We start from the raw sequence: 20,527 nt of genomic DNA on the forward strand, positions 1-20,527 counted from the left end.
CTGACTGGCCTTCTTTATTTGGAAAATAACCTGACTGAAGGGGCTTTTACTACCGATCGCCTAGAATTGTTAAAACTTTTATCTTCCCAAATTGCTATTTCCATTGAAAATGCTCAACTTTACGAGCAATTAGGCGAATACTCGCGAACGCTGGAATGTAAGGTTATAGAAAGAACGCAAGAATTGCAACAAGAAATGGCTGTCAGAATGCAGACAGAAAGAGCCTTGGGCAAGTCTGAAGAAAAGTTTTCTAAAGCCTTTCGTTCCAGTCCTAACCCGATCGCGATCGCCAGATTTTCAGATGGACGCTACATCGAAGTGAACGACAGTTTCCTCAGCACTTTTAGTTACTCTCGCGAACAGGTAATTGGTTTTACAGCAATTGAGTTGAATTTTTGGGTTAATTTAGAAGAATGTGACAGATACAACCAGCTCTTGCAAGAATCAGGAGTGCTTCGGAATCAGGAATTTGATTTTTGTACTTCATCAGGCGAGGTGAGGAAGATGCTGGTATCAGCAGATATTATTGAGCTGGGTGGAGAAGCGTGTATTCTCTTAGTCACTAACGACATTACCGAACGTCAAAGGGTAGAAGAAGCGCTCAAAGAAAGCGAGGCTAAATACCGTGACTTAGTTGAAACATCGCAGGATATGATTTGGTCAGTTGATGTTGAAGGGCGTTATACCTTCGTCAACGCTGCCGTCCAACAGATTTTTGGCTACAGCCCTGAAGAAATGATAGGGCGAAAATTCAGTGAGTTTCAGATCCCTGAACAACTTCCCAAAGATAACGAGATATTCCAACGTATGCTGAATGGAGAGTCCGTATTTCAGTATGAAACCATACAATTAGCTAAAGATAGTAGACCTATCAATCTCCGGTTTAATTCACTTGTAGTGCGAGATTCCGAGGGAAATATTCTAGGAATAACTGGCACAGCAAGCGATATTACGGAAAGTAAAAAAGCAGAGGCGGCCTTACAAAAAGCCAAAGAAGTTGCAGATGCAGCTAATAAGGCTAAAAGCGAATTTTTATCAAAAATGAGTCACGAATTACGAACTCCCCTCAATGCAATTCTCGGCTTTACCCAAGTGCTGGCGCGCGACTCATCCCTTTCTCACATACAGCAGGGACAGATCGGCATCATTAGTCGTTCTGGCGAGCATTTGCTGACGCTGATTAATGACGTGCTGGAAATGTCTAAAATCGAGGCCGGTCGGATTACCTTAAATCCTACTAGCTTTGACCTGTATCATTTGCTCCATTCTCTCGAAGAAATGCTCAAACTCAAAGCTGATTCTAAAGGTTTACAGCTCAGTTGGCACATCAACTCTAACATTCCTCAGTATGTAAAAACTGACGAAAATAAATTGCGTCAAGTCTTGATTAATCTGTTAGGAAATGCGATTAAGTTTACTACGAAGGGAAGTGTAACGCTTCGGGTTGCAGCAATTAGTGCGAAACAAAAGTCCGCCATAGACAACGAACCACGGACTATTACGTTTGAAGTGGAAGACACTGGTTACGGCATTGCTCCTACTGAGCTAGATTCTCTATTTAAGGCTTTTGTGCAGACTGACGCAGGTCGGAAATCTCAAGAAGGAACAGGCTTGGGTTTACCCATCAGCCGACAATTCGTACAACTGATGGGAGGAGACATTACCGTCAACAGTACCTTGAATCGAGGAACAATTTTTAGTTTTGATATCCAAATTAGCTCCCCTGATATGGCTGAAGTTCAACCTCGACAATCAAGAAGGCGGGTAATTGGTTTACAACCCAACCAACCCTCATATCGCATCTTGGTGGTTGATGATAAATGGGAGAGCCGTTTGCTATTGGTTCATCTTCTCGAACCGCTTGGCTTGGAGGTGCGCGAAGCAGTAAATGGTCAAGAAGCTATTAGAATCTGGGAAACTTGGAAACCTCACCTAATTTGGATGGATATGCAAATGCCTGTGATAGACGGGTATGAGGCCACCAGACAAATTAAAGCCAAGATTCAAGATAAGGCTACCGCGATTGTTGCGTTGAGCGCTAGCGCTTTTGAGGAAGAGCGAGCCATTGTTTTATCATCAGGCTGTGACGATTTTGTGAGCAAGCCTTTCCAAGAAGAAGTTATTTTTGCCAAAATGGCTGAACATTTAGGGGTACAGTATCTTTATGAAGATTTACCGAACTTTACATTATCTCAGCTTGAGGGTCAAGACTTGAGTGTAAAAGAAGGGGAAAAAACTGAAATTTTAAGGACAACTTTGGCGACAATGCCTACGGAGTGGGTGATACAGTTACATCATGGAGCTATCGATGCAGATACTGACCTGATTTTAAGTTTAGTCGCCACAATTCCTGAATCCAATACTTCTTCTGCGGAGATTATCACCGATTGGATTCATAATTTTAGATATGATAAAATTACTGACTTAACAGAAAAATTTATCCCATGAACACCCAGAAATTAGAATCTTATGTTGCCAATATTTTAGTGGTTGACGATACCCCAGACAACCTGCGTCTTTTATCCACTATGCTAAGCGACAAAGGATATAAAGTTCGGGGGGTGATAAACGGGGAAATGGCATTAAAAGCAGCGCGTTCAACCCCGCCAGATTTGATTTTGCTGGACATCACGATGCCCCAGATGAACGGCTACGAAGTTTGCCAACAGTTAAAAGCGGATGGCAGAACTTCGGGTATTCCAGTTATTTTCTTGAGCGCCTTAGATCAAGTATTGGATAAAGTCACAGCATTTGCTGTTGGAGGAGTAGACTACATCACTAAGCCATTTGATTTAGAAGAAGTTTTAGCTCGTGTCGAAAATCAACTAACTATTCAGCGGTTGCAAAAAAAAATGCACGAGCAAAATGCGCGATTGCAGGATTCCGAGGCTAAAGAGCGGCAGAAATCCCAACAACTAGAGCTGGCTCTACAACAGTTACAAAATGCACAAGCTCAACTAATCCAAAGCGAGAAAATGTCAAGTTTAGGGAATGTCGTAGCAGGGGTAGCTCACGAAATTAACAACCCGATTAGCTTCATTAAAGGGAACCTCTCGCCCGTAAGGGAGTACACTGAAGATTTGCTGAGGCTGGTGCAACTCTACGCAGAAGATTTCCCCAATCCCACAGCAGCTATCGAGGAACAACTAGAGGCGATGGATCTCACTTTTCTCAGGAAAGACTTGCCGAAGTTAATTGCTTCTATGAGCATAGGAGCTGACCGAATCGAAGAAATAGTGCAATCGCTGCGGAATTTTTCCAGACTCGATGAAGCTGAGTTAAAAGCGGTGGATATCCATGAAGGACTTGAGAGTACGCTGATGATTTTGCAGCATAGGCTGAAAGATGAAGCAGATCAAACGATAATTAAAGTGGTAAAAGAGTATGAGGCTTTGCCAAAGATAGAATGCTACGCGGGGCAAATTAATCAGGTTTTTATGAATGTTCTGACTAATGCGATTGAAGCGTTACAATCCCCAAAACGTTGGGCAAATGATGTAGATGATAGCAGCCCAATTCCTACTATTACTATTTGCACGAAGTTACTCTCCGACTTTCAAGTGGGTATTTATATTACTGATAATGGGCCGGGCATAACCGAAGATATTCAACAACGCATATTTGAGCCATTTTTTACAACGAAGAAAGTGGGTACAGGAAAGGGTTTGGGGTTATCGATTAGCTATACTATTGTAGTGGACGACCACGGCGGGCAGCTCCGTTGTTTTTCGATACCGGATCACGGGGCAACATTAGCCATCGAAATTCCGATTCACCAATCTAAAAAAGATTTTTATAAAGAAGATGGAGTCGGGTTATAAGCCACACTAAACTCTAAATATTCAAAAATGGTGTCAAATAAATGGTAAATCGTGTTAATTTATGAGTCACTTTATTTGCAATTTTTACACAAGTTTCTATTAATCACAAGTTGATACTGTTAGCCACAGAGTCCGAAATATTTTCCGGCAACGCTCCTTAAATTGCCAACAGTCACCGACTTGTTTTTTTCCGTAGCTTATGCACGCACTCTCAGACCAAAAATAATAATAATGATGAATTTCCACCCTCATTTTTTTTCGGCAACAACCCTAGCAATTGTTTGTGCAATTGCTGCGTTTGTTGTCCTTGCTAGCAAAGTCTTTGCCACAACAATCGATTATGCACCGCCATTTAAAGAAACCAGCTTTTACAGTACGATGATATCTGCTAATAACGATTTAGCTGACATTTATTATCCTAAACTATCCGATCTTAATTCGGGTAATTACTCTTTCCCCATTGTACTTTTATTGCAAGGTGCGCTTGTAGATAAATCATTTTATTCAGATTACGCAAGCCACGTGGCGCGGTACGGCTTTGTGGTAGTCGTTCCGAACCATTTGCGCCCTTCGCCCTTCAATCCCACTTTACCGCCTAATTTGGCGTCGGAAACTTCGCAAATTGCGGCGGTTTTGTCGCAAATGGCGATCGAAAACACAAACCCCACATCTCCGATTGCGTCTGTTCTCGATACGCAGCGCCTTGGTTTATTGGGTCATTCTTTTGGGGGTGCAGTAGGGTTATCGGTGATTGCTAATAAATGCCTCCCAGAATTGTATTTGTGTCGAGAGCCATTTACGCGCCCGAAAGAACTATTAGCGGGTGCATTTTTTGGCGCTAACTTGCGGAATCCCATTGCTAATGAATTTGTACCCATCGCTAATGATGGCATTGCAGTGGCGTTGATTCAAGGATCTATCGATGGTGTCGCCCTGCCCGATCGATCTCAAAGCACCTTTGACCAAATTCAAACACCACCCAAAGCTTTGATTACTGTTATGGGTGCAAATCACTTCGGCATTACCGATGTTAATAACCCCGCTGGTGCGAACCCCGATCGCAATACTGCTACCTTAGAGCGAGCCGTGGGGATTGAAACGATCGCCCGTTGGAGCGCGCTATTTTTGCGGGCAAATATGCTTAAAGATCGATCGGCATTTGATTATATTTACTCTCAAGGTGACGGCCTCGATCCGAATGTCCGTGTTACCACCGTTGCAGTTCCCTAACCATCTTCTAAGTAGCTCCACCTCAAAAAACGTCAGATAGATTAAAGCTAATATAGCAATACTAAATTAGTCGTATTTTTTTACCCCACCCCAACTCTCCCCTTATCAAGGGGACGGAGTAATAATTTCACACATGATTTAGGATTGCTATAGCTATCTAAATCATAAGCTTTGAAATTCCCTTTTACTTTACCTATAATTTTTAGTCCAAAAGCTGTAATTTTATTCTTTTCAATTGTTTTTGAGTAATTTTTTTGATTTTTTAAACTCGATGCCTATGTCCTGAGCTTTTTCGTTACTCACAGGCTTTTGTTCCTTTAAGTTGGCTTTCATGCGATAGTGTACTTGCTTGTGTAATGTTTGATATTTGACTGAGACTTGATAGTTCTCTTCTACCCATTGACCAATTTCTTTATAAGTCTTAAAATCACAGGACTCTTCACTTAATTTTTCTGATATTCCGGATACTACCGCTGAGGGAATTACTCGGTATCTACCAGTTCCTTGCCGTATTTCTAACAGTTCTGACAGACCGCCAGCAATATATTGTTTTAACCATCGATGTACAGTAATTCTATGTACACCTAAACGTTCATCTACGCTACATCTGTAAGGCTTTGACTCCCGCCTGTTTTTAACCAATAAAGTGCCTGAATTTTTTGTTTATTAGGTAGAGTTCGCTGATCCGAAAGAATTATTTTTAACTCGTCTGCTGTTAAATAAATTCTTTCTTGGTAGTTGACTTTCATAAAGTATTCCTCAGACTTTGTTCTTCATTGTAGCATTTCTTTGGCAGACCTAATTTTATTAAAATTTCCATTTTCACTAACGTCAGCCTGCCGCTTAAAGACTAGCAACGTAATATCATCAAACACTTTCTGCTTACCTATATGTTGCCGCACATCTAGAATCACCGCATCCTTCACTCCTGCTGCAGACTTGTGCCAATTTTGACTAATTACTTGACACAATTGCTTCAGTCCATACTGCTTTTTGCGGATGTTATAGGCTTCTGGAATGCCATCAGTATAAAGCACCACGCCATCCCCAGGTTCTAGCTGAATCAGGATGTGACTGATGAAGTCTGCGATATCATCATCTAAAGCGATCGGGAAGCCTAACTCCATCGTATCGATGCGCTCAACATCTCCATTTTTTCGCACAACTAGCGTTTCTTCATGCTGACCGCTGATGCTGATGAGTCCTTCGGAGTAGCTCAAAATCGCCAGCGTCAGACTTTTCTCAGAGTTCATGCGCTGTACGTTTTTGTAGAGGGTACGGTTGAGTACATCCAAGAATCGAACGGGGTCTAGTTCACGAATCTCTTGCAGGGTGCGAACTGAGGTTTGCGCCATCAGCATCAGAATGCCGCTTTCCAGGCCGTGTCCGGTGACATCACCGATCGCCAGTGTGACAACACCATCGATCTGTAGCACGTCGTAGTAGTCACCTCCTACTTCATCAGCGGGTTCCATGTATCCGGCGATATCTAGTCCGTCAATTTCCAGTTCCTCAGGGTTAGGCAAAATCATTTGCTGGATCTGACGCGCCACATTCACTTCTGCACCTAAGCGGAGGTTGTCTACTTTGAGTTTTTCGTTCAGGGTAATGATTTCCTGATTAGCATTAGCGAGTTCTGCTGTTCGTTCTTTAACTTTGTCTTCGAGGGTTTCAAAGGATTCTTGGATTTGCCTCGCCATGCTGTTGAAGGATCGTGCTAGCAGACCAATTTCGTCTCCCGATCGCATCTTCACACGCATATCTAAGTGACCCGCTGTAAACTGGGCAACCGCTTGGGTGAGGTAAATCACAGGCTTTGTTAATAGTTGTGCGATCGCCAAAGCGATGATAGTTACAATTGTGGCGATGATTGCTAATAAAAGAAGTGCATCACGTATTTGTTTTTCTACAGGTGCTAGGGCAACGGCAATCGGCTGTGCGAAAAGAACTGACCAAGGTTTATATTTCAGGCGGGCGATCGCTAAGAGGCTCAACTCATTATTACCCGTAGCTGCCAATCGTGTGGTTAGATAAGGCTGTTTAGTGTCTAAAGCTTGCTTGAGGTCGGGCAAATTGATTGCAAGTTCTTTCGTTAGAGTCTTAGGCAAACGCCCTTCGCGTTGCAGTTTCGCTACAACATTGGGCGGCAAAGGCACAATCGATTTGAAAAGGAGTTCAGGTGTAGTGCTATGTGCCAGATGGATATAGTGTTCATCTAAAAGAACTCCTAACGATTTCGCACCTGCGTGTTCAGTTTGCCGAGTCACCAACTGCTGGACAGATGTGGCATTGTATGTCACCCGCAATACACCCAATATATTTCCCTTCGCATCGCGAACAGGACTGCTAAAGAAGAGCGTCACGAGCTTGGGAATTGTCGGCGATTGCCTAATACTAGAAACAAAAGATAGTTGAGTTTTGAGCGGTTCTTGGAAGTAATCTTGACCGGATTCATCTCGTCCAACATCCGGTGTATTCGTATCGAGTACATTCCGTCCCTCTAAGTTGAGCAAGGCATAGGAGATAATATTAAGCATATCTTTGCGACTGAGCCGGGTTAAGGTTTCAGTTGCTAACATCTCTTGGGGACTACCATTTCGCCGTTCTGGAGGTAGGCCCAGATAGGCAGACAAACCTGGTAAAATCGCTTCTACGCGCACGGCATTGAGATTTGCATCGATAAACCCGTCTATTCTGTTAGCGGTTTCGTTAGCCGCCGCAGATAGGGCTTGTCGTGCGTTGTCGGTCAATGCCTTTTGAGTTGTCTGCTTGTTGATAAATGCTAACAACAGCAACGGAATTAGAGCAACGAGGAGAAACGACACGATTAACTTTGTACGAATGCTGTTGAAAAACGAGCGCTTCATGGTTTCAGACTAGGAGGGGGGGGTTAAGAAAGAAGAATTGAACAAGGTTTCTAGATTGGGAAGGCGCGTCACATTGCCAGCGCGAATAAAAAAGTCCGCATATTTCTTGGCGGTTTTGTAGATATAATTAGGATTGTCTGATTGAAAGAACTTTTGATTTTCTGCAAGGTCAGTGAGGTCTATTCCCTCGAAAGAAATTGTCTTGATGGGAATATTCAACGCTTTGCTCACGAGCTCGTTTCCTTCGGAAATATTTGCTTCCCAATATGACAAGGCTTGAAGCCAGCCTCGCACAAAGGCGCGAATATCTTCGGGGCGATCGCGTATCGCCTCACCCCGAAACGCGACCAAATCCAAAATTAAGCCTGGGGTTTGCTTGCTTGTAAACAGGATATGTGCGCCTAATTTTAATGATTCAGAAAGATGCGGTTCCCAAGTGTGCCCTGCTTGGATAGCATTGTTTTGTAAGCGATTGGGAACTTCTAAACCATCAACTTTAACCAGGCTAACATCATCGCTCGTCAGCTTAGAGATTTTCAACATCTCAGTAACGAAGACTTCGCTAAAGCCGCCTAGATTTGCACCAAGCTTTTTTCCTTTCAAGTTAGGGATTGTTTTAATGTCGGATTGGGCGACTACCACATCTGCACCTGTGGATTCATCCACAACCATCACAGCTTGCATATCAGGATATGTGGCACTCAAGATCATAAAATCGCCCAATGTCAATCCAATTCCATCATACTTCCCTGCACTGAAATCCGCTTGTTGCAATTGTAAGTAGTCTACATAGCTGAGTTCCACGTCTACCCCTTGCGCTTTGAAGAATCCTTTCTCTTGAGCAATGATGCCAGGTCTATGGCCAACAAAAGAGATCAAACTGACTTTCAGTGGAGGAGTTTTTACTTTTAGAGATTCCGGAGAATGACAAGCAAACAGTAGGCAGCAGGTAATAATAAAGAGGCTGTTGAAAAACGAGCGCTTCATGGTTTCAGACTAGGAGGGGGGGGTTAAGAAAGAAGAATTGAACAAGGTTTCTAGATTGGGCAGGCGCGTCACATTGCCAGCGCGAATAAAAAAGTCCGCATATTTCTTGGCGGTTTTGTAGATATAATTAGGATTGTCTGATTGAAAGAACTTTTGATTTTCTGCAAGGTCAGTGAGGTCTATTCCCTCGAAAGAGATTGCCTTGATGGGAATATTCAACGCTTTGCTCGCGATCTCGTTTCCTTCGGGAATATTTGTTTCCCAATATGACAAGGCTTGAAGCCAGCCTCGCACAAAGGCGCGAATATCTTCGGGGCGATCGCGTATCACCTCACCCCGGAACGCGACCAAATCCAAAATTAAGCCTGGGGTTTGTTTGCTTGTAAACAGGATATGTGCCCCTAATTTTAATGATTCAGAAAGATACGGTTCCCAAGTGTGCCCTGCTTGGATAGCCTTGTTTTGTAGGCGCTCGGGAACTTCTAAAGCATCGACTTTAACCAGCCTAACATCATCGCTCGTCAGCTTAGAGGTTTTCAACATCTCCGTAACGAAGACTTCGCTAAAGCCGCCTAGATTTGCACCAAGCTTTTTTCCTTTCAAGTTAAGAATTGTTTTAATATCCGATTCCGCGACTACCACATCTGCACCTGTCGATTCATCCACAACCATCACAGCTTGTATATCAGGATTTGTGGCACTCAAGATAATTAAATTGCCCAAGGGCAATCCGATGCCATCATACTTCCCTGCACTGAAATCCGCTTGTTGCATTGAGTAGTCTACATTGCTCAGTTCCACGTCTATCCCTTGCGCTTTGAAGAATCCTTTCTTTTGAGCAATGATGACAGGTATATAGCCAATAAAAGGGACACAACTTACTTTCAGGGGAGGACGTTTTACTTTTAGAGATTCCGGAGAATGACAAGCAAACAGCAGGCAGCAGGTAATAATAAAGAGGCTGTTGAAAAACGAGCGCTTCATGGTTTCAGACTAGGAGGGGGGGGTTAAGAAAGAAGAATTGAACAAGGTTTCTAGATTGGGAAGGCGCGTCACATTGCCAGCGCGAATAAAAAAGTCCGCATATTTCTTGGCGGTTTTGAAGATATAATTAGGACTGTCTGATTGAAAGAACTTTTGATTTTCTGCAAGGTCAGTGAGGTCTATTCCCTCGAAAGAGATTGCCTTGAGGGGAATATTTAACGCTTTGCTCACGAGCTCGTTTCCTTCGGAAATATTGGCTTCCCAATATGACAAGCCTTGAAGCCAGCCTCGCACAAAGGCGCGAATATCTTCGGGGCGATCGCGTATCACCTCCCCCCGAAACGCGACCAAATCCAAAATTAAGCCTGGGGTTTGTTTGCTTGTAAACAGGATATGTGCGCCTAATTTTAATGATTCAGAAAGATACGGTTCCCAAGTGTGTCCTGCTTGGATAGCATTGTTTTGTAAGCGATTGGGAACTTCTAGAGCCTCGACTTTAACCAGACTAACATCATCGCTCGTCAGTTGAGAGGTTTTCAACATCTCAGTAACAAAAAGTTCGCTAAAGCTGCCTAGATTTGCACCAAGCTTTTTTCCTTTCAAGTTAGGGATTGTTTTAATCTCTGATTGCGCGACTACCACATCTGCACCTGTGGATTCATCCAAAACCATCACAGCTTGCATATCAGGATTTGTGGCACTCAATATCACCAAATCGCCCAAGGTCAATCCGATCCCATCATACTTCCCTGCACTGAAATCGGCGTCTTGGAATTGTGAGTAGTCTAAATAGCTGAGTTCCACGTCTACCCCTTGTGCTTTGAAGAATCCTTTCTCTTGAGCAATGATGAGAGGTGTATAGCCAACAAAAGGAACACAAGATACTTTTAGGGGAGGACGTTTTACTTTTAGAGATTCCGGGGAATGACAAGCAAACAGCAACCAGCCGATAATAATAAATATAGAGATGTAATTGAGTAGTTTAGACATACTAGCTAGAGCATTCCTGGTGTAGAAAAGGCGACTGATATTATCTTGAACCCGATCGACCTAAGTGCATCGTCCGCAATCGCCGCTAAACCTGTTCCGGTGGCGATATCTAGAACTTGCTGGCCCGATCGCACTGTTGCCAATTCTACTAACCGAGTTGCAGCCTGTTTGTGAAATTCATTCTCGTAGTCGAGGCGGTTGTTGAAGTCATTGAGAATCTGCTGTTTGTAGGCACTTAGCGAGTCAGTCATGCCGAATTACTGGTTTAACTTTCTACATTGTGCCAGTTATCGTCGATCGCGACGATAGCAGCAGGTGAGATCAGCCGGCAATCTCTAAAATGCCCGCAAATGTCAGCAAAATGGCTACCGAGTATCCACTCTCCGGCAACAAACACCCGCCCAAGTGGGATCGCGAAGCTGTAATCCGCTACAATCTGTGTTTGGTAAAGAATTTTTACAAGTTCACAGCCCATTACAGCCTTTGCGGCTTGTACTACCCAACCTGCCTGAAAATATGGATTTTGCTACTCTTGCTGCCCAGCTAAATGCTGGAACTATCTTGCCAGAGGGAATTGTCATCATCACCCTCTTGGTGGTTCTCGTCGGCGATTTAATCGTAGGCCGCAGTTCCTCGGGTTGGACTCCCTACGTTGCCGTTGCGGGTTTGTTGGCCGCCGTCGCTGCCTTGTGTTTGCAGTGGGATAACACGGATACCATCTCGTTTCTGGGCGGTTTTAACAGCGATGCCTTGAGTTTAGTGTTTCGCGGAATTATCGCTTTGAGTACGGCTGTCACTATTTTGATATCCGTCCGCTATGTACTGCAAACGGGTACTGCTTTAGCGGAATTTATCGGCATTTTGCTGACCGCTACTTTGGGGGGAATGTTCCTCAGCGGCGCTGATGAATTGGTGATGATTTTTATTTCGTTGGAAACTCTGAGTATCTCGTCTTATTTGCTGACGGGTTACACAAAACGCGACCCGCGTTCCAATGAAGCTGCTTTGAAATATTTGTTAATTGGGTCGTCTTCTTCGGCAGTGTTTCTCTACGGGCTTTCGCTGCTGTACGGGTTGTCTGGCGGCGAAACTAAGCTGAGTACGATCGCGGCTAACCTTTCTACTGTGAATGAAGGTCAATCTCTCGGTTTGGTGATTGCTTTGGTTTTTGCGATCGCCGGAATCGCCTTCAAAATCTCTGCGGTTCCCTTCCACCAATGGACTCCTGACGTTTACGAAGGTTCTCCTACACCCGTTGTTGCCTTCCTTTCTGTCGGTTCCAAAGCAGCCGGTTTTGCCCTAGCAATCCGCTTGTTAACAAGTGCTTTCCCCGCACTTATCGAACAGTGGCAGTTCGTGTTCACGGCCTTAGCCATTCTCAGCATGGTGTTGGGAAATGTGGTTGCTCTCGCCCAGACTAGCATGAAGCGGCTTTTGGCTTATTCGTCGATCGCCCAAGCTGGTTTTGTAATGCTGGGTTTGATTGCAGGAACAGAAGCCGGTTACTCCAGCATGATATTTTATCTGTTGGTTTACCTGTTTATGAATTTGGGTGCTTTCGCCTGCATCATCCTGTTCTCGCTGCGGACTGGAACCGACCAAATTAGCGAATACTCAGGTTTGTACCAAAAAGACCCGCTGTTAACTTTAGCCTTAAGTATTTGCCTGCTTTCTCTCGGTGGAATTCCGCCCCTGGCTGGATTTTTCGGCAAAATCTATCTGTTCTGGGCAGGCTGGCAAGCAGGACTTTACGGCTTAGTTATTCTGGGATTAATTACCAGCGTAGTTTCGATTTACTACTACATCCGCGTTGTCAAGATGATGGTAGTAAAAGAACCACAAGAAATGTCTGACGCGGTGAAAAATTATCCCGAAGTTCGCTGGAACCTTCAGGGAATGCGGCCTTTGCAGGTCAGCGTTGTACTCACTTTGGTGGCGACAACATTGGCCGGAATTTTGTCGAACCCTTTGTTTAATTTGGCTAATGATGCTATTACCAAAACTCCGATGTTGCAGTCGGCCTTGAGTCAGGTGCAACCTGTGGTCGCTGCAAAAGTAGAATCGGATTTCTTGTCTCGCCGGGATTAATTTTTCCTGGTTTTGAAATAGTGGAAAACGCCTGACTCTGTGAAGTTGGGCGTTTCTTTTTTGTTGTGATATACTGTTAATTATGATTTTTAACCGCAGATGTAGGCAGATAAACGCAGATAAAAGTTAGTACAGAGGCAACAATGTTAGTACAAAGTAAGGAAAAGTTTTATACTCCAGATGAGTACCGGGAGTTAGAGGAAACTGCTGAGTTTAGAAATGAATACCGCGATGGAGAAATTGTACAAATGACGGGCGGTAGTATTAATCACAGCCAGATAATCGGTAATATTTATGCGTTCTTAAAATCTGCTTTGCGGGGAAAGAAGGCCAGACCATTTATGAGTGATTTGCGGTTGTGGATTCCTCGGTATCGACGTGGGACTTATCCAGATGTAATGGTAGTTGAAGGAGAATTAGTTTGCACAGAGGGACGGAAAGATGAAATACTCAATCCTGTGCTGATTGTGGAAGTGCTTTCTAAGTCTACCAAGGATTTCGATCGGGAGGATAAGTTTCGGTTTTATAGATCGATTCCTGAATTCCGTGAATATGTGTTAGTCAATCAATCTGAGTTTTTAGTCGCACAATATATTAAAACAGAATCAAATGAATGGTTGTTTCGCGAATATGAGGGAGAATCAGCAATAGTTTCCTTCGCTTCAGTGGAAGTGCAAATGTCGATGCTCGATATTTATGAGCTGGTCGTATTTGAAACCCAGGAAACAGAAATACAAGAAGAAAGTTAATGCTATGGGGGGATGCGAATATCAAGAAACCCGACTGCTGAATCAAATTTATTCAGTAGTAAGTAATCGAAATTGTTACCAAGAAGTGGGGGATGGGGTTCTTTTGCAGCCGAGTTTCAAAAGTTAAATTAAGAGTAAAATTAGATGAATGTAATTTGGTTACTATTAAAAGCTTCTTGGTTAAATGTTTCCATTGCCATACTCACAGGCTTAATCAGCGGCGGTTGCAGCGCTATGTTAATTTCCCTAATTAACCGTGCAATCAGCGACAATTCCAATGGTAATTTAGTCTGGTATTTTGCGGGATTAGCAATCTTAGCTCTTTTGAGTGGCTTTGTATCCCAATTTTTGTTAATCTACCTTTCTCAAGAAGCGGTTTACAATCTGCGGCTGAGTTTGAGCCGTGGAATTTTGTCTACTCCTTTGCGAAATTTGGAAGAGTTGGGCCCTAACCGCTTGCTGGCAACTCTGACTGATGATGTGGGAACGCTTTCTAATACTATATTTTTGATTCCTTTTCTTTGTGTTGATATTGCCGTTGTCGTGGGCTGTTTAACTTATTTAAGCACGATTTCTGGGACTGTTTTTGTTGTTGTCTTTGGTTTTTTGGTGCTGATGATTGGCACGGTGCAGTTGTTGCTCAACAAAATGCGGAAATTCTTCGATTTAGCCAGAGAAGAACAAGATATATTATTTAAGCATTTTCGCAGTACTACTGATGGGATTAAGGAACTTAAACTGCATTCCTTGCGCCGCCAAGAGTTTTTTACGGAACAATTGCAGGTGAGTGCTGATGCTTCCCGCGATTATAACGTGACTGCTTTGAATACTGGTGCAGTTGCGATTGGAGTGGGTCAGTTGCTATTTTTTATGCTGATGGGTTTGCTGCTGTTTGCTTTGCCGAAATTTGTGCCAGTTTCTACACCTGTTTTGTCAGCTTACATTCTGACCAGTACCTATTTAATGTCTCCGTTTCAGAATATTTTGCAAAGGTTGCCGGCGATTTTTCGTGCTAATACTTCTGTGGAAAAAATAGAGAGAATGGGATTGGCTTTGGCGAGTCAAGCTGAGATAAATTCAACGGTTAAAGCGATTCAAACTGCTGAGTGGGATACGCTGGAGTTAAATCGAGTAATTCACAGCTATCCCGGAGAAAAAGAAGACAGCAATTTTATTTTGGGCGAGCTTAATTTGAAGTTTCATCCGGGTCAATTGGTGTTTATAATTGGCGGTAACGGCAGCGGCAAGTCTACTTTAGCTAAGCTAATCACTGGTTTGTACATTCCTGAATCGGGAGAAATTATATTAGATGGACAGCCAATTACTGAGGAAAATCGAGAGTGGTACAGGCAACACTTTTCTGTGATTTTTTCTGATTTTTATCTGTTTGAAAGGCTTTTGGGTCTGACTAATCACGACTTGGACAAGCAGGCGGCTGAATATTTGCGAGAGTTTCATTTGGAGAATAAAGTTCAGGTGAAAGATGGAGTTTTGTCAACTACGGCTTTGTCTCAGGGACAGCGAAAGCGGCTGGCTTTGCTGACGGCGTATTTGGAAGATAGACCCATTTATTTGTTTGATGAATGGGCTTCGGATCAAGACCCGTTTTTCCGGGATATTTTTTACAAGCAGTTGCTACCGGAGTTGAAGCGGCGGGGGAAAACGGTGTTTGTGATTAGTCACGACGATCGCTATTTTGATTTAGCCGATCGCGCAATTAAACTAGATTACGGTAAAGTAGAGTATGACCGATAAAATCGATAACTACCGAATTGTGGAAACTTTGAATGACAGCCAGGTTTCCGACTTGATGGATTTGTACAAAAACGAGTTTTGGAGCGACAAGCGGACGCGGGAGGATGTTGTGAAAATGCTGGCGGCGACTGATGTTATCATTGGTTTTGTCGATGAGAGCGATCGGCTAATTGCTTTTACCCGCGTCATTACCGATTTCGTATACAGAGCCATGATTTTTGATGTCATTATCAAGCCGACACACAGAAAGATGGGACTCGGTGCGAAGTTGATGGATGCAGTTTTAAATCATCCTGAATTGCAAGCTGTCGAGAACTTGGCTCTTAACTGTTTGCCGAACATGATGCCGTTTTACGAGCGTTGGGGTTTCACAGATGATGTGGGCGAGATGAAGTTTATGCGGCGAACAACAGGCTGAACTCAGCCCGTTGAAAGCCCCAATTGTTCTCTAATTGCGTCTTCTTTAAAACCTACTAAAACAGCCGTTCCATCTTTAACGAAAAGAGGACGTTTCAGCAGCATCGCATCCTTTGCAAAAGCCTCCACCCACTGTTCGCTAGTCCAATTGTTCTTGCCCTCGCCCAAAGCGCGGTAAGATTGACCGGAAGTATTTCGCATGGGTTGAAAACCCAAAGCAGCAACCCAGCTTTGAATTGTTTCGCGAGTCGGCGGCTGTTCTTTGGTGTTAATGAACTCGTAATTAACATCGCTATCTTTCAGCCACTGGAAAGCTTTTTTGCAGGTTCCGCAGTTCGGAATTCCGTAAACTTGAATTGACATAATAATGATGGTTGACTGTTGACTGTTGACTGTTGACTGTTTGCTAATAACAACTAACAACTGACTACTGACTACTGACTACTGACTACTGACTAATCTAGCTTGTTGAACCCATTTTTGCACGCAATCGACTGAAGGAGTCAAGTCATTGCGCTGCATTGTCGCTACGTGCAGCCTTAACACTTGTTGGTGCAATCTCTCCACGGGCATTTGAGCCAATTGAGCCGGAGAAGCAACGCCGGCGTGAAGTAACAGCCCGCAATACTGACACCCTACACTTGGAATTCGAGCCAAATTTGCCATCGCTACCCATTTATTAACATATTGAATGTTAATCTGTAATTGATTGGCTAGCAACACTTTCGCCGCCTGCGTTTTCGTCATGCGAATTAGTTGTCCGGTTGTGGTGATGCTGCACTCTTCCAGTTGAGATTGGTTTTCCTTGCTCAATCCCGGTAAATGTGCGATCGGCCAGTCGCGTACTTGCAAGGAAGTTTGAGGAGCTTTATGAGCAGTTTTCATGTTTTTTCAGTGAATTTTACTTATACTTTAAAGTCTAAAATATAAAACAGTCAATAGAGGCGATCGCTCATGTAACAAAATCAACAAAAACCAGACAAACGAATTCTACTAATGGCGGGTATTGTGACATTTCAGCTAATTGCCGAGGGAGTAGCAGGTTCAGCCTGTTTTTCCTGCCTGGGTATCAGGCTTACTGCTTAACCAAATCATCGCGGCGATGACGACAAAGACTATAAAAAAGACAGCCTATAAATGCTAGCAAAAAAGAAGTTACAGATGAGAATTTTCTCAAAAATGCCTGCCAAGTTTACAGTCCGAATTTTAGTGCTTTAATGCTGAGAATGCAAAAACTTGTGGCTGACTGCAAACCCAACTCAAAATTATAGGTTTTTACCCATGACAATTACACACGGTGATAATTTGTTAACTAATACTCTACACCAACGGCGGCAAAAACTGGCTAGTTTAATTAATTTTCCGGTAATTTTATGGTCGGGGCGCAGCATTCCTCGCAATTATCCGGCACTTACTTATCCGTTTCGTGCCAGCAGTCACTTTCTATATTTTGCTGGTTTACCCTTAGAAAATGCTGCCATTCGCTTAGAATCGGGCAAATTAGAATTGTTCTTAGATGACGCACCTGCTAGCAGCACTCTTTGGCACGGAGAAATGCCGAAAAGAGCAGAAATTGCCGAACTAATTGGGGCTGATGCTGCTTTCCCAATGGCAGAATTGAAAGCGCGCTCAACAAATGCAGCAACGATCGCAGTTCAGGATTCTTGGACTCAGTTGCAACAGTCTCAAATTCTCGTAGCTTGCGGGGCGGGACGCCATGGCCCTCTGGCACCGCCCAACTCGCCAACCGGAATCGACCTAGAATTAACCCAGGCGATCGTATCTCTGCGCCTGAGCCACGATGCAGCCAGTTTGGTCGAATTGCGTCAAGCTGCGGCTGTCACCGTAGAAGCTCACAAAGCGGGAATGGCGGCAACTCGAAATGCTCAAATTGAAGCAGGGGTGCGCGCTGCAATGGAAAGTGTCATCATCTCGGAAAATATGACCTATGCCTATCCTAGTATCGTGACGGTGCATGGAGAAGTGCTGCACAGCGAACATTATCACAATTCCCTACAAACCGGAGATTTGTTGTTAGCAGATGTTGGTGCGGAAACATCAACGGGATGGGCGGCTGATGTGACTCGCACTTGGCCGGTTTCTGGCAAGTTTTCTCCGACTCAAAGAGCAATTTATGATGTAGTTTTGGCAGCACACGATGCTTGTATTGATAAAGTTAGTCCGGGGGTGGAATATCAAGATATTCATCTATTAGCTGCTCGGATTATGGCGGAAGGATTGGTTGATTTAGGTATCTTGCGGGGCAATGTTGAAGATTTGGTAGAAATGGATGCTCACGCGCTATTTTTTGTACATGGTATCGGACATTTAATCGGTTTAGATGTTCACGATATGGAAGATCTAGGCGATTTGGCTGGCTATGAACAAGGAAGAACAAGAAGCAGTCGGTTTGGGTTGGGATTTTTGCGGTTGAATCGAGTTTTGCGTCCGGGAATGCTGGTATCGATTGAACCGGGATTTTATCAAGTTCCAGCAATCTTAAATAACCCAGAAAACCGCGCCAAATATGAAGATTTCGTAAACTGGGAGGAGTTGGAAAAATTTGCCGATGTGCGGGGGATACGCATAGAAGATGATATACTTGTCATCGATGAAGGTAGAGAAGTATTGACAGGCGAATTGCCCACAAAAGCTCCGGAGATTGAGGAGTTAGTTGCGGTAAATACGTAAGTAGAGCCGAGTTCGATCGCACATACGCAGTTCCATCAGGGGTGAAAAAAAATAAATAAAAATGAATAAAGGTTGGCAAACAAGTCTTTTGATATTAGTTAAAAAAGTGAGATCGCAAGTCAGAAAATTCGCAGCACTAATACTTCCACGCATTGTGAGTAAACCTATATCCTCGCGGCCTCCTATGCAAGCTGCACCTTTGCCCAGCAACGAAGAAGAGAGGCTAGAAGCACTTTACCGCTACAATATTCTCGATACAGAGGCCGAAGCAGCTTTTGATGATCTAACAGCTTTAGCATCCTATATTTGCGGCACTCCTATTGCTTTAGTAAGCTTAATAGATTCTAACCGACAGTGGTTTAAATCCAAAGTAGGTTTGGAAGCGCCCGAAACTCCGAGAGAGTCAGCTTTTTGCGCCCACGCTATTTTAAATCCCAACGAATTGCTAGTTGTACCCAATGCTCTAGATGACGATCGCTTTGTGGGCAATCCGCTAGTAACTTCCGATCCAAATATTCGGTTTTATGCTGGAGCCCCGCTAGTAACTCCTGACGGTTATCCGATCGGCACTTTGTGCGCGATAGATACAGTTCCTCGTAATCTCACCCCACAACAGCTAGAAGCGCTGCGGACTTTAGGACGGCAAATTATCAACCACATGGAGTTGCGAATAAATATAACTAAATTAAAGCGCGCACAGATCAAGAACAAACAAGTAGAAGAAAAACTCCGTTCTACAGACGAGCAAATTGTCAATTTTTTAGAAGGAATGAGCGATGCTTTTTTTGCTTTCGACACCCAGTGGCGATTTACTTACGTCAATTACAAAGGAGCGCAATTTTTGAAGCGCTCGCAGGAAGAACTTTATGGTAAAAATTTTTGGGAAGAGTTTCCAGAATTTGTAAACTCTGATTTTTATAAAGAGTATCATGAAGCTGTAGCCAAACAAATTGGAGTGGCTTTTGAAAAATATTATGATCCCTTAAAAGTGTGGTTAGAAGTCAGGGTCTTTCCTTCTCACGACGGCATTTCTGTGTTTTTTCATGATATAACTAAACGCAGGAAGATGGAATCTGCACTCAGGAAAGAACAGAAAAAAACTGAAAGTTTACTGCTAAATATTTTGCCGGGAGCGATCGTCGATCGGTTGAAGCACGAACCGGGGGTAATTGCAGACAAGTTTGAAAAAGCAACAATTCTTTTTGCTGATTTGGTGAATTTTACCCAAATTTCTACCACCATGTCCGCAACTAAATTAGTGTACTTGCTGAATGAAATTTTCTCAGCTTTTGACCAACTCAGTGACAAGCACGGCTTAGAAAAAATCAAGACGATCGGGGACGCTTACATGGTAGCAGCCGGCATTCCCATTGAACGCCCAGACCACGCAGAGGCGATCGCCGAAATGGCGCTGGATATGCTAGTAGCAATTGAGAAATTAAATGTAAAGCTAGACGCGAAATTTGACCTCCGCATCGGGATTAATAGCGGCCCGGTGGTAGCAGGGGTAATCGGCACTAAAAAATTCATTTACGATTTGTGGGGAAATGCCGTGAATACAGCCAGCCGTATGGAATCTCACGGCATAACAGGCCGCATTCAAGTAAGCCACTATACTTATAAGTTGCTGCAGGATAAATATGAATTTGAATATCGCGGCGAGATCGAGATTAAAGGTAAAGGGGAAATGCAAACTTATTTTCTGAATGGTAGAAAAACAGTAAGCGATCTCAAAATTGCAGAGTAAATAAAACTAAGACTTGAAAGTACCTGATTGTTGAGGAAATGCCGGAGGCTGCGATCGATCGCCTCTTGGGCGCGATTGCCCTGTGGCAGAATGGCTGCAGCAGAGCAGCAAAATAAGATTATGCTATAGACAGAGATATCCGAGCAATCCTATGCGCGGTACTCGACGTTATAAAAATACTAAGTTGAAGTCGTCGGAGCC

19 protein-coding genes are annotated in these 20,527 nt (G+C 43.6%); 9 read left to right on the top strand and 10 right to left on the bottom strand.

Translation table 11 applies throughout. The features are described 5' to 3' along the window. From QUA27_RS21625 to QUA27_RS21635, 3 genes are all read left to right on the top strand, one after another. A partial coding sequence (locus QUA27_RS21625) for a PAS domain S-box protein (protein ID WP_333070366.1) occupies positions 1-2,448 on the top strand: 2,448 nt, incomplete at its 5' end. Continuing rightward, entirely contained in the window at positions 2,445-3,821 is a 1,377-nt protein-coding gene (locus tag QUA27_RS21630; protein ID WP_333070368.1) for a hybrid sensor histidine kinase/response regulator, read from the top strand. The genes QUA27_RS21625 and QUA27_RS21630, both read left to right, overlap by 4 nt. A 231-nt stretch (positions 3,822-4,052) precedes the next feature. Then, entirely contained in the window at positions 4,053-5,051 is a 999-nt protein-coding gene (locus QUA27_RS21635; RefSeq protein ID WP_333070370.1) for an alpha/beta hydrolase family protein, read from the top strand. Positions 5,052-5,282: 231 nt separating this feature from the next. On the opposite strand, the gene QUA27_RS21640 is transcribed toward QUA27_RS21635, so the two are convergent. The 8 genes from QUA27_RS21640 to QUA27_RS21675 are packed head-to-tail and all read right to left on the bottom strand — an operon-like array spanning position 5,283 to position 11,354. Beyond that, positions 5,283-5,693: a helix-turn-helix domain-containing protein gene (locus tag QUA27_RS21640; protein ID WP_333070372.1), complete on the bottom strand. Its 411-nt coding sequence runs from the start codon at positions 5,691-5,693 to the stop codon at positions 5,283-5,285. Beyond that, on the bottom strand, positions 5,648-5,800 hold the full coding sequence (locus QUA27_RS21645) for a hypothetical protein (RefSeq protein WP_333070373.1): 153 nt from the start codon (positions 5,798-5,800) through the stop codon (positions 5,648-5,650). Before QUA27_RS21645 ends, QUA27_RS21640 begins: the two co-directional genes overlap by 46 nt. A 24-nt stretch (positions 5,801-5,824) precedes the next feature. Continuing rightward, the gene (locus QUA27_RS21650; RefSeq protein WP_333070375.1) at positions 5,825-7,918 is read right to left on the bottom strand and encodes a SpoIIE family protein phosphatase; all 2,094 of its coding nucleotides are present in this window, start codon (positions 7,916-7,918) and stop codon (positions 5,825-5,827) included. 9 nt (positions 7,919-7,927) lie between these two features. Beyond that, positions 7,928-8,905: an ABC transporter substrate-binding protein gene (locus QUA27_RS21655; protein WP_333070376.1), complete on the bottom strand. Its 978-nt coding sequence runs from the start codon at positions 8,903-8,905 to the stop codon at positions 7,928-7,930. A gap of 9 nt (positions 8,906-8,914) precedes the next feature. Next, positions 8,915-9,889 (bottom strand): ABC transporter substrate-binding protein, encoded by a 975-nt coding sequence (locus QUA27_RS21660; protein ID WP_333070377.1) that lies wholly within the window; start codon positions 9,887-9,889, stop codon positions 8,915-8,917. A 9-nt stretch (positions 9,890-9,898) separates the two neighbouring features. Next, entirely contained in the window at positions 9,899-10,879 is a 981-nt protein-coding gene (locus QUA27_RS21665; protein ID WP_333070379.1) for an ABC transporter substrate-binding protein, read from the bottom strand. 5 nt (positions 10,880-10,884) lie between these two features. Further along, positions 10,885-11,130 (bottom strand): class I SAM-dependent methyltransferase, encoded by a 246-nt coding sequence (locus QUA27_RS21670; protein ID WP_333070381.1) that lies wholly within the window; start codon positions 11,128-11,130, stop codon positions 10,885-10,887. A 14-nt stretch (positions 11,131-11,144) separates the two neighbouring features. Next, the gene (locus QUA27_RS21675) at positions 11,145-11,354 is read right to left on the bottom strand and encodes a hypothetical protein (RefSeq protein ID WP_333070383.1); all 210 of its coding nucleotides are present in this window, start codon (positions 11,352-11,354) and stop codon (positions 11,145-11,147) included. 41 nt (positions 11,355-11,395) lie between these two features. Between QUA27_RS21675 and QUA27_RS21680 the strand changes: the two genes are divergently transcribed. The 4 genes from QUA27_RS21680 (at position 11,396) to QUA27_RS21695 (ending at position 15,889) form a co-directional block, all read left to right on the top strand. Beyond that, on the top strand, positions 11,396-12,967 hold the full coding sequence (locus QUA27_RS21680; protein ID WP_333070385.1) for an NAD(P)H-quinone oxidoreductase subunit N: 1,572 nt from the start codon (positions 11,396-11,398) through the stop codon (positions 12,965-12,967). Between the two features lie 143 nt (positions 12,968-13,110). Then, on the top strand, positions 13,111-13,716 hold the full coding sequence (locus tag QUA27_RS21685) for a Uma2 family endonuclease (RefSeq protein ID WP_333070387.1): 606 nt from the start codon (positions 13,111-13,113) through the stop codon (positions 13,714-13,716). Between the two features lie 144 nt (positions 13,717-13,860). Then, positions 13,861-15,471 (top strand): cyclic peptide export ABC transporter, encoded by a 1,611-nt coding sequence (locus QUA27_RS21690; RefSeq protein ID WP_333070389.1) that lies wholly within the window; start codon positions 13,861-13,863, stop codon positions 15,469-15,471. Then, a complete protein-coding gene (locus QUA27_RS21695) occupies positions 15,461-15,889 on the top strand; it encodes a GNAT family N-acetyltransferase (protein ID WP_333070391.1) in 429 nt (142 codons plus the stop codon). The genes QUA27_RS21690 and QUA27_RS21695 overlap by 11 nt, the downstream gene beginning before the upstream one ends. Positions 15,890-15,891: 2 nt before the next feature. On the opposite strand, the gene QUA27_RS21700 is transcribed toward QUA27_RS21695, so the two are convergent. After that, a complete protein-coding gene (locus tag QUA27_RS21700) occupies positions 15,892-16,251 on the bottom strand; it encodes a Spx/MgsR family RNA polymerase-binding regulatory protein (RefSeq protein ID WP_333070392.1) in 360 nt (119 codons plus the stop codon). Between the two features lie 78 nt (positions 16,252-16,329). Next, a complete protein-coding gene (locus QUA27_RS21705; protein ID WP_333070394.1) occupies positions 16,330-16,773 on the bottom strand; it encodes a DUF4332 domain-containing protein in 444 nt (147 codons plus the stop codon). 396 nt (positions 16,774-17,169) lie between these two features. On the opposite strand from QUA27_RS21705, the gene QUA27_RS21710 reads away from it, so the two are divergent. After that, a complete protein-coding gene (locus QUA27_RS21710) occupies positions 17,170-18,579 on the top strand; it encodes an aminopeptidase P family protein (protein WP_333070396.1) in 1,410 nt (469 codons plus the stop codon). 184 nt (positions 18,580-18,763) lie between these two features. Continuing rightward, entirely contained in the window at positions 18,764-20,326 is a 1,563-nt protein-coding gene (locus tag QUA27_RS21715) for an adenylate/guanylate cyclase domain-containing protein (RefSeq protein WP_333070398.1), read from the top strand. The last annotated feature ends 201 nt before the right edge of the window (positions 20,327-20,527 follow it).

Source organism: Microcoleus harperi Pol14_C6 (genome assembly GCF_036701295.1).
Taxonomy (GTDB): domain Bacteria; phylum Cyanobacteriota; class Cyanobacteriia; order Cyanobacteriales; family Microcoleaceae; genus Microcoleus.

Bases quoted from the DNA above. Each gene is read 5' to 3' on its own strand.
- QUA27_RS21655 (WP_333070376.1), bottom strand. From the start codon at position 8,905: ATGAAGCGCTCGTTTTTCAACAGCCTCTTTATTATTACCTGCTGCCTA.
- QUA27_RS21710 (WP_333070396.1), top strand. From the start codon at position 17,170: ATGACAATTACACACGGTGATAATTTGTTAACTAATACTCTACACCAA.
- QUA27_RS21690 (WP_333070389.1), top strand. From the start codon at position 13,861: ATGAATGTAATTTGGTTACTATTAAAAGCTTCTTGGTTAAATGTTTCC.
- QUA27_RS21675 (WP_333070383.1), bottom strand. From the start codon at position 11,354: ATGGGCTGTGAACTTGTAAAAATTCTTTACCAAACACAGATTGTAGCG.
- QUA27_RS21695 (WP_333070391.1), top strand. From the start codon at position 15,461: ATGACCGATAAAATCGATAACTACCGAATTGTGGAAACTTTGAATGAC.
- QUA27_RS21685 (WP_333070387.1), top strand. From the start codon at position 13,111: ATGTTAGTACAAAGTAAGGAAAAGTTTTATACTCCAGATGAGTACCGG.
- QUA27_RS21670 (WP_333070381.1), bottom strand. From the start codon at position 11,130: ATGACTGACTCGCTAAGTGCCTACAAACAGCAGATTCTCAATGACTTC.
- QUA27_RS21680 (WP_333070385.1), top strand. From the start codon at position 11,396: ATGGATTTTGCTACTCTTGCTGCCCAGCTAAATGCTGGAACTATCTTG.
- QUA27_RS21715 (WP_333070398.1), top strand. From the start codon at position 18,764: ATGCAAGCTGCACCTTTGCCCAGCAACGAAGAAGAGAGGCTAGAAGCA.
- QUA27_RS21705 (WP_333070394.1), bottom strand. From the start codon at position 16,773: ATGAAAACTGCTCATAAAGCTCCTCAAACTTCCTTGCAAGTACGCGAC.
- QUA27_RS21635 (WP_333070370.1), top strand. From the start codon at position 4,053: ATGATGAATTTCCACCCTCATTTTTTTTCGGCAACAACCCTAGCAATT.
- QUA27_RS21630 (WP_333070368.1), top strand. From the start codon at position 2,445: ATGAACACCCAGAAATTAGAATCTTATGTTGCCAATATTTTAGTGGTT.
- QUA27_RS21700 (WP_333070392.1), bottom strand. From the start codon at position 16,251: ATGTCAATTCAAGTTTACGGAATTCCGAACTGCGGAACCTGCAAAAAA.
- QUA27_RS21660 (WP_333070377.1), bottom strand. From the start codon at position 9,889: ATGAAGCGCTCGTTTTTCAACAGCCTCTTTATTATTACCTGCTGCCTG.
- QUA27_RS21665 (WP_333070379.1), bottom strand. From the start codon at position 10,879: ATGTCTAAACTACTCAATTACATCTCTATATTTATTATTATCGGCTGG.
- QUA27_RS21645 (WP_333070373.1), bottom strand. From the start codon at position 5,800: ATGAAAGTCAACTACCAAGAAAGAATTTATTTAACAGCAGACGAGTTA.
- QUA27_RS21650 (WP_333070375.1), bottom strand. From the start codon at position 7,918: ATGAAGCGCTCGTTTTTCAACAGCATTCGTACAAAGTTAATCGTGTCG.